At 41.9% G+C, this 14,675-nt stretch carries 11 protein-coding genes; 4 read left to right on the top strand and 7 right to left on the bottom strand.

Annotation, left to right across the window (positions count from 1 at the left end):
• Nucleotides 1-15: 15 nt before the first annotated feature.
• Together Vgang_RS14845 and malK are read right to left on the bottom strand one after the other, a co-directional pair.
• Nucleotides 16-1,002, bottom strand: a complete 987-nt coding sequence (locus Vgang_RS14845; protein WP_105901611.1) for a Bug family tripartite tricarboxylate transporter substrate binding protein — start codon at nt 1,000-1,002, stop codon at nt 16-18.
• 342 nt (nt 1,003-1,344) lie between these two features.
• Nucleotides 1,345-2,454 (bottom strand): maltose/maltodextrin ABC transporter ATP-binding protein MalK, encoded by a 1,110-nt coding sequence (malK, locus tag Vgang_RS14840; protein WP_105901610.1) that lies wholly within the window; start codon nt 2,452-2,454, stop codon nt 1,345-1,347.
• A gap of 493 nt (nt 2,455-2,947) precedes the next feature.
• Between malK and malE the strand changes: the two genes are divergently transcribed.
• From malE to malG, 3 genes are all read left to right on the top strand, one after another.
• Entirely contained in the window at nt 2,948-4,126 is a 1,179-nt protein-coding gene (gene malE / locus Vgang_RS14835) for a maltose/maltodextrin ABC transporter substrate-binding protein MalE (protein ID WP_105901609.1), read from the top strand.
• A gap of 306 nt (nt 4,127-4,432) precedes the next feature.
• Nucleotides 4,433-5,995, top strand: coding sequence for a maltose ABC transporter permease MalF (malF, locus tag Vgang_RS14830; protein ID WP_105901812.1), 1,563 nt, complete (start codon nt 4,433-4,435; stop codon nt 5,993-5,995).
• 11 nt (nt 5,996-6,006) lie between these two features.
• On the top strand, nt 6,007-6,897 hold the full coding sequence (malG, locus tag Vgang_RS14825) for a maltose ABC transporter permease MalG (RefSeq protein ID WP_105901608.1): 891 nt from the start codon (nt 6,007-6,009) through the stop codon (nt 6,895-6,897).
• A 115-nt stretch (nt 6,898-7,012) separates the two neighbouring features.
• Here malG and Vgang_RS14820 read toward each other — a convergent pair whose 3' ends face one another.
• Nucleotides 7,013-8,308: an SLC13 family permease gene (locus tag Vgang_RS14820; protein ID WP_105901607.1), complete on the bottom strand. Its 1,296-nt coding sequence runs from the start codon at nt 8,306-8,308 to the stop codon at nt 7,013-7,015.
• A gap of 83 nt (nt 8,309-8,391) precedes the next feature.
• Nucleotides 8,392-9,456 carry a tartrate dehydrogenase gene (locus Vgang_RS14815; protein WP_105901606.1) on the bottom strand — a complete coding sequence of 355 codons (1,065 nt, stop codon included), beginning with the start codon at nt 9,454-9,456 and terminating at the stop codon, nt 8,392-8,394.
• A gap of 144 nt (nt 9,457-9,600) precedes the next feature.
• On the opposite strand from Vgang_RS14815, the gene Vgang_RS14810 reads away from it, so the two are divergent.
• Complete coding sequence (locus Vgang_RS14810; protein ID WP_105901605.1) at nt 9,601-10,506, top strand: LysR family transcriptional regulator; 906 nt, start codon at nt 9,601-9,603, stop codon at nt 10,504-10,506.
• Nucleotides 10,507-10,605: 99 nt separating this feature from the next.
• Here the strand turns inward: Vgang_RS14810 and dkgB are convergent, their stop codons facing one another.
• The 3 genes from dkgB to ggt form a co-directional block, all read right to left on the bottom strand.
• Complete coding sequence (dkgB, locus tag Vgang_RS14805) at nt 10,606-11,412, bottom strand: 2,5-didehydrogluconate reductase DkgB (protein WP_105901604.1); 807 nt, start codon at nt 11,410-11,412, stop codon at nt 10,606-10,608.
• Between the two features lie 17 nt (nt 11,413-11,429).
• Nucleotides 11,430-12,518 carry an alkene reductase gene (locus tag Vgang_RS14800; protein ID WP_105901603.1) on the bottom strand — a complete coding sequence of 363 codons (1,089 nt, stop codon included), beginning with the start codon at nt 12,516-12,518 and terminating at the stop codon, nt 11,430-11,432.
• Between the two features lie 205 nt (nt 12,519-12,723).
• Nucleotides 12,724-14,526, bottom strand: coding sequence for a gamma-glutamyltransferase (gene ggt, locus Vgang_RS14795; RefSeq protein ID WP_245879880.1), 1,803 nt, complete (start codon nt 14,524-14,526; stop codon nt 12,724-12,726).
• Nucleotides 14,527-14,675 lie beyond the last annotated feature (149 nt).

Raw genomic sequence — 14,675 nt, 5'->3', positions numbered from 1 at the left:
TCGTATTTGAGGGGATTATCGACCAAACACTTCTTTAATCAGCGTTTTATATTGCTCGTTTGTTTTGCCTAGGAAAGCGTTGAAATCTTTATCGTTTTGGTAAGCATCATCCCAGCCATTGCGTGCTAGCGCTTCTTTCCACTCTGATGACTGAACCATTTTTTGAATTGCATCTTGCCAGTAGCTTACCGCTTCGGCTGGCATGTCTTTAGGGCCAAACAGTCCGCGCCAGTTTTCGAAAGTCACATCAATGCCTTCTTCTTTTACGGTTGGAATTTGTGAAATTTGATCTTTACCGACACGTTTATCTGCGGTTTGCGCTAAGGCTTTTAATTTGCCGCTTTCGACTAAGCCTGCGACATCACCTAAACCGGTTGAAATGAGGTCAACGTGACCGCCAAGCGCTTGTGCGACCAAGCTGCCATCTTGAAACGAAACATAATCAATTTGACGTAAGTTCTCGACGCCAGCGGCTTTAGCCACTAATAAAAATTGAATGTGGTCCATAGAACCCGCTGCAGAAGTACCACCGATTTTGACGGATTTAGGATCTTTTTTCAGAGCATCCATTACCTGTTTAATTGAGGTGTACTTTGAGTTTTCTGGTACAACAAATGCCGCGTAATCGGTGATCAAACGTGCGATAGGGGTCGTATCTTGATAGCTGTATTGCGTCAGGCCAGTTAGGTTCGTTAACAGAATCGGTGGCGAATAAACCGAAATCAGGTCGCCTTTTCCTTTTTGTGTTTGCATATAGGCAAGGTTGACTGCACCACCGCCACCAGGACGGTTAATCACAGGCATATTGCTAGTGACAATACCGGTGTCTTTGAGTGTTTTCGCAACCGTGCGAATGGTGAGATCCCAGCCACCACCTGCGCCAGCTGGAGCAACCATATTAATTGTATGAGGAGGGTAATCTTGTGCGTTTGCAGCTGTTATTGGTAAAAGTGCGGTACTTGCTAATATGGCACCCGCAAAGAGTTGTTTGAGTTTCAACATAAACTTACATCCTTTTCTAATGTCCTTTATTTGAATTAAGAGTCGTGGCATTTAATTCTTGTTATCGAGAAACATTAAATCTGAATTTGTTAATGAAATGTTTCTTGCAGGAGATAATAGAAGTGATGGCAAAATTGAAATGAGAGCAGGAGCAATTTAACGCCACAAAAAAATGGTGCTTATGGATTTTATGGTGTTAATTCACAGGGATGTTTTTATTCTATTGATTTTAAAGCAAAAAAATCCCTGAGCTACAATGATCACTCAGGGCATAAAAAGGCAGATATATGAAACTAAAATTACTTAATTAACCAAATTTAAGGCTAATTGGTGCAGTGAGGACTAAACACCGCGTTCTTGGAATAGACGCTTACAAGCACGGCCATCACTATGGAATAAGTGACAACGATTTGCTGGAATGCCTATTTCAAATTTATCGCCTGCTTCTACATCTAATGTATCGTTTTCACGATAGATAAAATCGGCATCGACATGATCAAGGTTTACGTACACTTGAGTTTCATTACCTAATTTCTCAACCACTTGCACTTTACCTTTGATAACCACATCACCATCACCACTTGGTAATAGGTGCTCAGGACGAACGCCAAGTGACATACGTGAGCCAACGGTGACGGTAGATCCGTCTACTGGTATCCAGAAAGAAGCTTGGCTGGCAAGTTCAACTTTGACGCGTTCGGCTTCCACTTCTTTCACTTGTACGTTAATGAAGTTCATTTTTGGTGAGCCAATAAAGCCGGCTACAAAGCGGTTTTTTGGGTAGTGATACAGTTCTAATGGTTTACCCACTTGAGAGACGCTACCACCATCTAGCACGACGATTTTATCGGCCATGGTCATTGCTTCGACCTGATCGTGAGTTACATAAATCATAGTACAGCCCAGCTTTTTGTGTAGCTTGGCCAGTTCAATACGCATTTGTACACGAAGAGCGGCATCTAGGTTAGATAGTGGTTCATCTAATAAGAACACTTCAGGTTGAGCAACCAAAGTACGACCAATGGCAACACGTTGACGCTGACCGCCTGAAAGGGCTTTAGGCTTACGCTCAAGTAAGTGACCCAGTTGCAAGATGTCGGCAGCATGATCGACTCGAGATTTGATTTTCGCTTTATCTTCTTTTGCCAGCTTTAAACCAAACGACATGTTATCGAATAAATTGAGGTGCGGATAAAGCGCATAAGATTGGAATACCATGCCAACGCCACGTTCAGAAGGTGGCACGTCATTCATTTTTGTGTCGCCGATAAAGAGCTCACCAGAGGTAATATCTTCTAAACCTGCAATGCAGCGTAATAATGTGGATTTACCACAGCCTGATGGGCCAACAAATACGACAAATTCGCCGTCATGAATATCTAAATCAACATCTTTAGAAATGAGGTTGTCTCCATACGCTTTACATACTTTCCGCAGAGTCACACTCGTCATCTGGCTTTCCTTCTGGTTATTTTTCTAATCTGTTTTCTATATTGAAATGAGAGTTGTTATTAGATTGTTCTCATTCAAATGTAATTATTAATCAATGCGTTATTTATATCACTCGGGCTGATATAAATTGCGACTGTGAAATTCATCATACCGAAAATAAACCAATAAACCTCCTCCTTAGACATTTAATTTTTGGGGTACAGAGGGGGATGAGTGCATAGATCACACTTTTTTATTTGTAGTAAAATGCGGCCTAAATTAGTGAGTATGATGTGCGGCTGCTCACATTAATCGACCGTTTTGGGCGAGTGTAGAAAAATATTGTTAACCAAGCTCACAAAAATTAGCTTGGCTCTGGGGGGCGTAGAAGTTAGGAGGATGTAGCGGATTCCTAATTGGCGCAATATTTTCTCATACCAAACGGTATTACCTGTGTTACGACCCTACTTAAGTGCGTAACACCTAAACAAGAACAATAGAAAGGATCATGGACATGAAGAAAATCCTCAATACAGCCATCTTATGTAGCCTTGCTTTAAGTGGCGTAAGTGCCCACGCTGCCATCGAAGAAGGCCAGTTGACCATCTGGATTAATGGTGACAAAGGTTATAACGGTCTTGCTGAAGTCGGTAAAAAGTTTGAAGCAGACACAGGTATTAAAGTGACTGTGGCACACCCTGATAAGTTAGAAGAAAAATTCCCTCAATTAGCATCAACCGGTGATGGTCCTGATATTGTTCTTTGGGCGCATGACCGTTTTGGTGGTTACGCACAAGCTGGTTTGTTAGCGGAAGTGAAACCATCGGCTGACTTTAAAGCTAAATTCTCAGATTTCACATGGGATGCCGTGTCTTACGAAGGTAAGTACATCGGTTACCCAGTTGCGGTTGAATCCCTTTCTCTTATTTACAATAAAGACATTATCAAAACACCGCCTAAAAATTGGGAAGACATTGCGGCTTTAGATAAGAAGCTACAAAAAGAAGGTAAGCATGCCATCATGTGGAACCTATCTGAACCATTCTTCACTTGGCCGATCCTTGCATCAGACGGTGGCTATGCGTTCAAATTTGAAAATGGCGCATACAACACTAAAGATGTAGGCGTAAACAATGAAGGTGCGCAAAATGCGATGTCTTTTGTTAAAGGCTTAGTGGATCAAAAAGTTATCTCACCAGACGTAGATTACACCATTGCTGAATCAGGCTTTAATAAAGGCGAAGTGGCAATGACAATCAATGGTCCTTGGTCTTGGGCAAACATCGATAAAGCGGGCGTTAACTATGGCGTGACAACCTTGCCAATGTTTAACGGCAAGCCATCAAAACCATTTGTCGGTGTATTAACCGCGGGTATCAGCTCTGCGTCACCAAACAAAGACCTTGCGGTGGAATTCATCGAAAACTACATGCTGACTCAAGAAGGCTTGAAAGCGGTAAATGATGACACGCCACTAGGTGCGGTTGCTCTGAAATCTTACCAAGAAGAGCTAGCCAAAGACCCACGCATTGCAGCAACAATGGCGAATGCCGAAACTGGCGAAATCATGCCGAACATTTCTCAAATGTCAGCGTTCTGGTACGCAGAAAAAGCGGCAATTGGTAATGTGGTCAATGGTCGTCAATCAGTCAAAGAAGCGTTGGATACAGTTGCAGCGCGTATGACTAAGTAATCTTTCTCAAGGCTAACAGCCTCTATATTGAGAAAGGTAAAATAGGGAGGGTAATGCCTCCCTATCGTAAACCAAGCAACAATGTAACCTAAGTAACCATTTAGTTATCCGTCTGCTTTATTTAGAGCCAACTTAATACCCTTTATTAAAATTTATAATTTACGGCTCATGAATAGTGTTGATAACCAGTTTTGATTTGTTTGTTAACACTTATGCAGTTTCAAAAGCTTTCGATTTTACTTCACCATTTTTATGCTGACAGTGAAATTCGATACAGAAACGGAATTTATTATGTCATCGAATATTATGTCTTCTCATTCGGCCTCAATGTCTGAATCTCGCCCTTTTCCTTGGTTGAAAACCGCGGTTCTTACTGCCATTGCATTATTAAACGGCTATGCGATTGTACTTATGTACGCGCGTGGTGAATTTGCCTTTGCATTATTAACGCTTGTCCTTGCCTCAATGGGTGTTTATGTCTTTGCTCGTAAACGTACGTATGCGCATCGCTATATTTACCCTGGTGTTGCAGGGATGATCTTATTCATCATTTTCCCATTGATTTATACCATTGGTTTAGCTTTTACCAACTACAGTGGCGCTAACCAACTGAGTTTTCAGCGTGCCCAAGGCGTATTACTTGAACAAACTTTCCAAAGTGGTGATAGCTATAACTTTGAGTTACGTCAGCATGATAACTTGTACTCCATCGCACTTAAGCAGGGTGATCACTGGTTAGCTTCTCAGCCAATTTCGTTATCAGAAGGTTCAGTACAACAATTAGATGGCCATATCGATCTTGCGCCTGTAACCGAATTGCCAGGTAAAAAGACGGCTTTAAAAGATGTGATTAAAAACCGCAGCGTGTTGAGTCAACTTGAAGTTGAAACGCCTGATGGCGTGTCACTGGTGATGTCTGGCTTACGTAAATTTGCTCAAGTAAAACCGCTTTATAGATTAGATGCTGACGGCGAAACTCTCGTTAATAACCGCAGTGAACAAGTATTAAAGCCAAATTATGAGATTGGTTATTACCAGCCTGTGGATACGGATGGCCAATTCATTGCTGAGCCAATTACTCCAGGGTTTATCGTTAATATTGGATTTGATAACTTCACACGTATTTTCAGTGACCCAGGCATTCAAGGCCCATTCTTTAAAATTTTCGTGTGGACCGTTGTATTTGCGGCTGCGACCGTAGTACTGACTTTGGCAATGGGCGTGATTCTTGCGCAAATCGTGTCTTGGGAAGAGTTAAAAGGACGTGGCATCTACCGTGTACTTCTTATCTTGCCTTATGCGGTGCCAGCCTTCATTTCTATCTTAATATTCAAAGGTTTATTCAACCAAAGCTTTGGTGAGATCAACCAGCTGCTACAAGGGTTATTCGGCCTTAGCCCGGCATGGTTTACTGACCCAACGTTAGCGAAAACCATGGTTATCATCGTGAATACCTGGTTGGGTTACCCATACATGATGATCTTGGCAATGGGTATGCTTAAAGCGATTCCAGATGACTTATATGAAGCCTCAGCAATGGATGGCGCAGGCCCAATCGACAACTTTATGAAGATTACATTACCACTGCTGGTGAAACCAATGGTACCGCTATTGATTGCTAGCTTTGCCTTTAACTTCAACAACTTTGTATTGATTCAATTATTAACCAACGGTGCGCCAGACATGATAGGCACGAGCGTTCCAGCCGGTCATACCGATTTATTAGTGAGCTACACCTACCGTATCGCGTTTGAAGGCGCGGGTGGTCAAGACTTCGGTCTAGCAGGTGCGATTGCAACGTTAATCTTCTTATTAGTGGGCGGCTTGTCACTACTGAATATGAAGTTCACTAAACTAGAAGCAGAATAAGGAGATTCAACATGGCTATGGTTCAACCTAAATCATTAAAATACCGTGTCTGGGCAACGCATATTGGCATGTGGTTCTTCTTGGCATTGATGATGTTCCCACTATTGATGGTGATCGCGATTTCTTTCCGTGAAGGTAACTACGCTGCGGGCGATTTGATCCCACGTAATCCATCACTAGAGCACTGGAAATTGGCGCTGGGCTTTGATGTCGTGAATGCGGATGGCAGCGTGATTAAACCACCATTCCCAGTGTTATTGTGGCTGTGGAACTCTGTCAAAGTAGCTGGCTTAACAGCGATTGGTATCGTGACACTATCAACCACATGTGCTTATGCGTTTGCTCGTATGAAGTTTAAAGGTAAAGCGGTGATCTTACGTTCAATGCTGATCTTCCAAATGTTCCCAGCGGTATTGGCACTCGTGGCGCTATATGCATTGTTCGACCGTTTAGGCACTTACGTTCCATTCTTAGGCTTGAATACGCACGGTGGTGTGGTGTTTGCTTACATGGGCGGTATTGCACTACACGTATGGACAATCAAAGGCTACTTTGAATCGATTGATAACTCTCTGGAAGAAGCGGCAGCACTTGATGGCGCAACACCTTGGCAAGCATTCCGCCTAGTATTGTTGCCACTTTCTGTGCCAATCCTTGCGGTGGTATTTATCTTGTCATTCATCGCTGCGGTAACGGAAGTGCCAGTGGCATCATTACTACTTCGCGATGTTGATTCTTACACCTTGGCAGTGGGTATGCAGCAATATTTATACCCGCAAAACTACTTATGGGGTGACTTTGCCGCCGCAGCCGTACTGTCAGCATTACCAATCACGATTGTGTTCTTGCTTGCTCAGAAGTTCCTAGTGGGTGGTCTAACCGCAGGTGGTGTGAAAGGGTAATTTCACTGATATAAAGTAAAACTATAACGCCGCAGAATGCTTGATTCTGCGGCGTTTTTTTATGTTTGAATAGATAGTTTTCTTATGTAGTAACGAGAATCGCTAGTATCTGATCCTATCCTTTAATTAAACTTCCTTTTGTATCGGGGAAGAACGGATATAAAATTGGAAGTAGAATCATACAAACTATGAGAGATACAAAAATGAGTGGTATTCCTGCTTTTAAGTAATCAGTAAAGCGATACCCACCTGCGGTCATTACCATTGTGTTGGCAGGCATTCCTATAGGTGAAGCATAAGCACATGAACCACCGATAACGGTTGCCATTATTACTGCTCTGGGGTCTGCTCCTAAATTTGCAGCAATTGAGACTGCAATCGGTACAAGTAATGCTGTAGTTGCTGTGTTTGACATTACATTCGTAAGAACACAGGCGAGCATAAAGACTGCGAATGTTAAAACATAAGGTGAAGCATTTTGACCTAACGAGTCGATAACACCATTCGCAATTAATACACCAGCTCCTGATTTATCTAACGCCGCTGCTAGCGATAATGTTCCACCAAATAAGAAGATTGTTTTTAAGTCAATTGATCTCATTGCTTGTTTTTCATTGATGACACCCGAAAGAATTAATACTAAAGCGGCTATACTGCCTGACAGATAAAGAGGAATTCCTAGGGATTTTTCAAAAATCATTGCGAGAATAGTTAAGATAAGAACTGCTAAAGAAAGGTTTTGCTTCCATATAGGAACATCTTTGTGCTTATTGCTATTTTCTGTCTCGATATTTTCTTCATTTGTATCTCTTTGGGGTAAAAGCTTATAGCCAAAAAATGCAAAGTAAATAATTCCGCAGATCAGCATTGGTAAACCTATTTTAGCAAATTCAAAAAATGAAAATTGCATACCCATAGACTCTAATGCTGATTGGCCAATTAAGTTACCAGGAGCACCAATGAGTGATAAGTTTCCACCTAGGGCAGCAGCAAAGACAAGAGGCATTAAAAGACGGCTTCGAGCAAAATTTGATTTAGCGGCAATACCTATAACAACAGGTATAAGTACAGCGGCAGTTCCAGTATTACTCAAAACACCAGACATTAATCCAACAATAACCATTATAGCTATTATTAGTTGTCTTTCTGTTTTGGCAAATCGAGTAACTAATCCGCCGATTTTATTTGCCATCCCAGTTTCAAATAAAGCGCCGCCGACAACGAACATAGCGACGAATAAGATAACATTTTTATTTATGAATCCTATAAATGCAGTTTCTTCATCGAGAACACCAGTTAATACTAAGCCTAGACAAACCATCATAGATGTTACTGATAAGGGAACCTTCTCCCATATAAACATAATGACTGCAAATAATAGAAATAATATAGAAATAGTAGAGGGGGTCATGTTATTGGTCCTTCAATTTAATTATTTTTATGCCCCATTAATTGGAATTTTATTATTACTAATGGGGCATTTTATATGAGGATTTATGAATTGATTTTTTTTATAATAGCGTCGGTCACTTGTTGAGTTGTTGCTGTTCCACCAATATCCGGAGTGGTGATATTTTGGCTTGAAACTTCATCTATAGCAGACATGAGCATTTGACTAGCTTCTTTCTCACCAAGATGTTCTAGCATTTGTGAAAGTGTCCAGAAACTTGCAATCGGATTTGCTATACCCTTGCCTGTAATATCGAATGCAGAACCATGGATAGGCTCAAACATGGATGGAAAACGGCGTTGAGGATCGATATTTGCTGTAGGTGCAACCCCTAAGCTTCCTGCTAATGCTCCAGCTAAATCTGATAAAATATCGGCATGTAAGTTTGTTGCAACGATAGTATCTAGCGATTGTGGGTTTAATGTCATCCTTACTGTCATAGCGTCAACCAACATTTTATCCCAAGTAACATCAGGAAAATCTTTTGAGACTTCATCTGCAATTTCATCCCACATAACCATACCATGCTTTTGAGCATTTGATTTAGTCACTACGGTTAATAGCTTTCGAGGTCGAGATTGCGCAAGTTTAAATGCGTATCTCATAATGCGGGTAACACCAGTGCGGGTAAATATTGCCACTTCTGTTCCAACTTCTTCTGGTAAGCCTCGGTGAGTACGGCCACCATTACCTGAATATTCGCCTTCGGAGTTTTCACGTACAATTACCCAGTCTAAGTCACCTGTTTTGGCATTAGTAAGAGGGGATTTTACTCCAGGAATAATCTTGGTTGGTCTTACATTTGCGTACTGATCGAAGCCTTGGCAGATAGGAAGGCGTAAACCCCACAGTGTAATGTGATCTGAGATATCAGGGTCGCCGACAGCACCAAAGTAGATAGCGTCGTAACTTTTTAATTGATTCAGACCATCTTCTGGCATCATTATCCCGTGCTTTTTATAGTACTCTGAACCCCAATCAAAATGTTTAATATCAACATTAAATGTACCGATTTTTTGCTGTAAAGCATCAAGAACTTGTAGACCTGCAGAAATAACTTCAGGGCCAATGCCATCAGCTGGAATTGAGGCAATCTTGTATGTATTCATGTTTATCTCCATAAGGTTATTGGTAAAAGATGTTTAAATCTTTTTATTATTTGTGACACATGACGAGTATGGTTCTGGACTAATCATTTATCATTAGCATCTGTTTATATAAAAAAATAATATAATGAAACAAAGGCTAAGCCGATGAATTTGACACAACTACGATGCTTTATTGAGGTCGCTAAAACCTTACATTTTGGTAAAGCTGCGCAAAATTTATCAATGATGCCTGCTGCCTTAGGGCGGCATATTAAATTGTTAGAAGATGGTATTGGTGCGCGCTTATTAGATCGCTCTACTAGAAGTGTTATTTTGACTCCTATCGGTAGAGAATTTTTTGATGAAGCTCGAGCATTACTTCAACAAGCAGATTGTTTAGAATTTAAATATCGCCAAATTGCACGACTGAATGCTCATCAAATAAAAATCGGTGTTATTGATAGTGTTGCGATAGGAATGATGCCAACCATTCTAAGTAATTATAAAAAACGTGGTGGTTTGGCATCGATACAAATACTTGAAGATAAAACTAAACGCTTATTACCTCGCTTAATGTCAGGGCGACTTGATATGGTTTTTATTCGTCCTCCATCAACGGTCGATCCGTTAGTGGAAATAAAGTTTCTTGGTTATGAAGAGGTTATGGTAGCGGTGAATATTAACCATTCATTATCAAACTTTGAAATGATTAAAGTGCAAGATTTGATTGATCAACCTATGATTGTTCCAGATCAGCGCTCTAGACCACATAGCTATAAGCTTACAATAAAATTATTTTCGCATTATGGTTATAAGCCAAATATTGTACAGGTGGCTAATGAAAAGCAAACTATTATTAGCTTGGTAGCGGAAGATATTGGGCTTGCTTTAATCCCTAAATCCGCCGTGCAATATTCCTCAAAAAAAGTTAAATATATACCGTTGTCTGGTATAAACTCAGAATGTATAAAAGTACTACCGTTGGCTGCTGCTTGGTTAAAAGGTACCGAAGACCCTATTCGTGAAGATGTTTTAAAAATATATGAATGTTTATATATGAACGATGTTTAGGCTTGATGCATAACAATGCTAACTATGGGGAAAATTAGGAAGTAAAAATACAAACTTTGAATGTAAGGCTCTTAAGAGCCTTACATAATTTAGTTAATCTTAATCCCAATCAGGGGCGAAATCTGGATTCGCAAGACGATGATTACGATCAAGTGTCGCGATCTGTTTCATCTCTGCTTCACTGAGTTTCACTTTTGAATATTCCAGATTGCTCGCCAGATTCTTTTCCTTGGTGCTGGACGGAATCGTCACATAGCCTTGTTGAATAATCCAAGCAAGTACCACTTGAGCCGGTGTAGCTTGATGGTTTTCGGCAATAGCACAAATCACGTCATCTTTTAGCACATCACCATAAGCAAAAGGCATGTAGGCCGTAACGAGCATGTTGTGTTGCTGGCAAAATTCAATTACCGCACGATTTTGCAAGTAAGGGTGAACTTCAACTTGGTTAGTAAATATTTCACCCTCGCCAAGAATATCAATAGCCTGAGCCATTTGCGCCGTCGTGAAGTTAGAAATCCCAATATGAAGAGTTAAACCTAGGTCTTTTGCTTTTTTCAACTCGGTTAAGTATTCCACCATTGGAACCGACTCATCTTTTAGCGGCCAGTGAATTAACAGTAGGTCTACATAATCGCTTTGTAATTTTTCTAAACTTTCCTTTAGGCTTGGTAAAAAGTCAGCTTGAGCGAAGTTATCCGTCCAAATTTTCGTGGTGATGAATAATTCTGAGCGTGGAATCTGGCTGTCGGCAATCGCTTGACCGACTTCTGCTTCATTGCCGTAAATTTGCGCGGTATCAATATGTCGATAACCAAGTTTTAAGGCCATTTCAACTGATTGGTAGGCGTCTTGTCCTTTAAGACGAAAAGTGCCAGCACCAAGAGCGGGAATCGTAGTAGACATCAATGTATTCTCCTTAATTATTCAGAATAAGCTGGGTAATCCGTTAAGCCCTGCTCAGCGCCACCAAATAGCGTTTCAGGGTTATGCTCCGCTAACGGATATTGGTGCTTAATACGAGTCACTAGATCTGGGTTGGCAACAAAAGGACGGCCAAAGGCAATCATGTCGGCGTAGCCCAGCTTAAGTGCTTGTTGTGCTTTTTCTGGGCTGTATTTACCGGCCAAAATAATGCATTGATCAAACGCTTTGCGTAGGTTTTGTTTGAATGACTCTGGCGTATCGGGCGCATCATCCCAATCCACTTCGGCAATGTGAATATAGGCGATACCTTGTTTATTGAGCAGTTTCGCCGCTTCAACATAAGTATGCTCTGGGTCGCTATCGACTGTGCCATTTAAGCAAGTGAATGGCGCAAGGCGCACACCGACACGTTCTTTGCCGACTGCATCGACGAGTTGTTCAACCACTTCACCTAAAAAACGCAGCCTATTTTCGGTGCTGCCACCGTATTCATCAGTACGGTTATTCGCATCGGAATCAATAAACTGATTCACTAAATAGCCATTAGCGGCGTGCAGTTCTACGCCATCAAAGCCTGCTTCTAAGGCGTTCAATGCCGCTTGATAGTATTCAGATTTAACATGTTCAATGTCTTCTTTGCTCATGGCTCTCGGTTCAACCGTATCAACAAAGTTGGGTTGGTTCGCTTCATCAATGAATACTTTGACATTTTTGGCTGCAATTGCGCTCGATGAAATAGGCTGCACGCCACCGGTATTGCTTGGGTGAGTCACGCGTCCTACATGCCAAAGCTGGGCAAAGATCTTTCCGCCTTTAGCGTGAACCGCATCGGTGACCAACTTCCAACCTTGAATGTGTTCTGGCGTGTAAATACCGGGTGTCCAAGCGTATCCTTGGCCAAGTTGAGAAATTTGTGTGCCTTCAGCGATGATTAAACCTGCCTCTGCACGTTGCGCATAATATTCCGCCATCATCGCGTTAGCGCAGCCATCTTTTGCGCGTGAGCGTGTCATCGGAGGCATGACAATGCGGTTATTTAAAGTGAGATCACCGAGTTGAATCGACGAAAATAGGTCGTTTTTCATGACTGTCCTTATGAAAGTAATGATGAATTGAGAAACATACTAACAAGGCAATCACCTTTCACTAATAGCAATAAAGACAAATCACTTTTGTAAAAATTGCAAAAAAAAGCCCTAGTGCTGAACATAACACTAGGGCATTCAGGACTTGGACATTCAAAACTGGGACATAGTGGCTAGCATTATTTCCGGTTTCGAACTTCTATCGTCAGTAGCCGGTGGTTAACGCACTTGGCGTTCTTGGATCCGATGCACCAAAGAAACCAGAATCGGTATGCATAATTGACTGGGTACTGCCCATGGCTTCTTTTTCAACCACATTTTGTCCTTTGGCTTTCAGCAGATTAATCGTATCTTGGTTTAAGCCTTTTTCGATACGCAATTCATCCGGTAACCATTGATGATGAATACGCACCGCGTTAGTGGCTTCTGCGATATTCATGCCATGGTCAATCACGTTCATAATGATTTGTAAGGTTGTGGTAATGATGCGGCTTCCACCTGGACTGCCGGTTGCCAAGATAGGTTTACCATTTTTGAACACTAAAGTTGGGCTCATGGAAGAAAGTGGACGTTTTCCGCCTTGAACAGCATTAGCATCACCACCAATTAAGCCATAGCCATTTGGAACGCCAGGCTTAGCTGAAAAGTCATCCATTTCATTATTAAGCAAAATACCCGTACCTGTTGCCACCATGCCTGTTCCGTATGAAAAGTTTAAGGTGTAGGTATTGGAAATGGCATTGCCATCTTTATCCATCACAGAAAAGTGGGTAGTTTGGTCACTTTCATACGGCATAGGCTGGCCGTGTTTAATCTCTTTGGCTGGGCGGGCTTTCTCTTGAGAAATCTGTTCATACAATGAGTGGGCGTAGTCTTTGCTGGTTAAGCCTTTCATTGGCACTTCGACAAAATCCGGATCACCTAAGTATTCGGCTCGGTCAGCGTAGGCGAGTTTCATCGCTTCAGCCATCACGTGAATGGTCTCGGCTGTGTTGTGACCCATTTCGCCAATGCGATAATTTTCCAAGATATTCAAAATTTGAATGATGTGGATCCCGCCAGAAGACGGAGGTGGCATAGATGCAATGCGATAACCACGATAGCTCCCCATTACAGGGTCACGTATTATGGCTTTGTAATTGGCCAGATCGTCTACTGACATCAAACCACCTGCGGCGGTGACAGAGTCCGCAATCGCTTTGGCTGTTTCACCTTTATAAAAGCCATCACGACCTTTTTCTGCAATGAGCTTGAGAGAATGAGCTAAATCCTTTTGAACGAATTTGTCGCCAATTTGATAATCTACTTGCCCATTGTTTTTAAAGAATACCGGGATGCTGCTGTCCCATTTTTGTAGCCGTTCTTTTGCACTTTGCAGTGAAGTGTATAAATCTGGAGTCACGGTAATGCCTTGATCGGCCAGTTTGATCGCCGGAGCCATGACGGTTTTAAGATCCAGCGTGCCATAGTTTTCCAGTGCGGTAATTAAACCATCCACTGTGCCCGGTACACCAACGGCTAAACCATGGAAGCGAGATAACTCTTCGACCGCATTGCCATCTTTGTCTAGGTACATATCTTTGTAGGCTTTTGATGGGGCCATTTCACGATAATCAAGCGCGTAAGTTCGTTTCTTTTTGGCGTCATAGATCATCATAAAACCGCCACCGCCAATGTTGCCAGCACGTGGGAGTGTTACCGCTAGAGCAAACCCAATCGCGACCCCTGCATCCACTGCGTTGCCACCTTGCTTTAGAATGTCGACACCAATTTTAGATGCCAATTCTTCTTGGGTCGCCACCATGCCATGCTCTGCCCATACAGGGTGGAAGATACTTTCGCTTGAATAAATAGCCGGTGTTTGAGCAAAGCTAATATTGGCTGAGACGGATGAAATAACGGCAAACAACGAAAGGTTGAAAAAGCGTTTGAGCCTTTTAAAAATGTGTGAGTTTGCCGTGATGGAAAGTGCTGTAAATGAAAAATGGTGAGTGCTGGTTTTTGTCATTGGGATCCCTCATCAACGAAAAATTGGCTTTAGCTGCAGGGTGGGGAGGAGTGCAACTAAAGCCAAGAAGTAGAACAAGCAGATCAACCGAGGTTATGGATGGAATGTTAAAAGCTAGGTTGTGCTTGTTGTTTCGTCAGTGTGTGCGT

The sequence above is a fragment of the Vibrio gangliei genome, assembly GCF_026001925.1.
Classification (GTDB): Bacteria; Pseudomonadota; Gammaproteobacteria; order Enterobacterales; family Vibrionaceae; genus Vibrio; species Vibrio gangliei.
This window is presented reverse-complemented; position numbering and strand designations above follow the sequence as displayed.

Excerpts from the sequence above, each read along its gene's own strand:
- Vgang_RS14845 (WP_105901611.1), bottom strand. The coding sequence starts at position 1,002 with ATGTTGAAACTCAAACAACTCTTTGCGGGTGCCATATTAGCAAGTACC.
- malK (WP_105901610.1), bottom strand. The coding sequence starts at position 2,454 with ATGACGAGTGTGACTCTGCGGAAAGTATGTAAAGCGTATGGAGACAAC.
- malE (WP_105901609.1), top strand. The coding sequence starts at position 2,948 with ATGAAGAAAATCCTCAATACAGCCATCTTATGTAGCCTTGCTTTAAGT.
- malF (WP_105901812.1), top strand. The coding sequence starts at position 4,433 with ATGTCTTCTCATTCGGCCTCAATGTCTGAATCTCGCCCTTTTCCTTGG.
- malG (WP_105901608.1), top strand. The coding sequence starts at position 6,007 with ATGGCTATGGTTCAACCTAAATCATTAAAATACCGTGTCTGGGCAACG.
- Vgang_RS14820 (WP_105901607.1), bottom strand. The coding sequence starts at position 8,308 with ATGACCCCCTCTACTATTTCTATATTATTTCTATTATTTGCAGTCATT.
- Vgang_RS14815 (WP_105901606.1), bottom strand. The coding sequence starts at position 9,456 with ATGAATACATACAAGATTGCCTCAATTCCAGCTGATGGCATTGGCCCT.
- Vgang_RS14810 (WP_105901605.1), top strand. The coding sequence starts at position 9,601 with ATGAATTTGACACAACTACGATGCTTTATTGAGGTCGCTAAAACCTTA.
- dkgB (WP_105901604.1), bottom strand. The coding sequence starts at position 11,412 with ATGTCTACTACGATTCCCGCTCTTGGTGCTGGCACTTTTCGTCTTAAA.
- Vgang_RS14800 (WP_105901603.1), bottom strand. The coding sequence starts at position 12,518 with ATGAAAAACGACCTATTTTCGTCGATTCAACTCGGTGATCTCACTTTA.
- ggt (WP_245879880.1), bottom strand. The coding sequence starts at position 14,526 with ATGACAAAAACCAGCACTCACCATTTTTCATTTACAGCACTTTCCATC.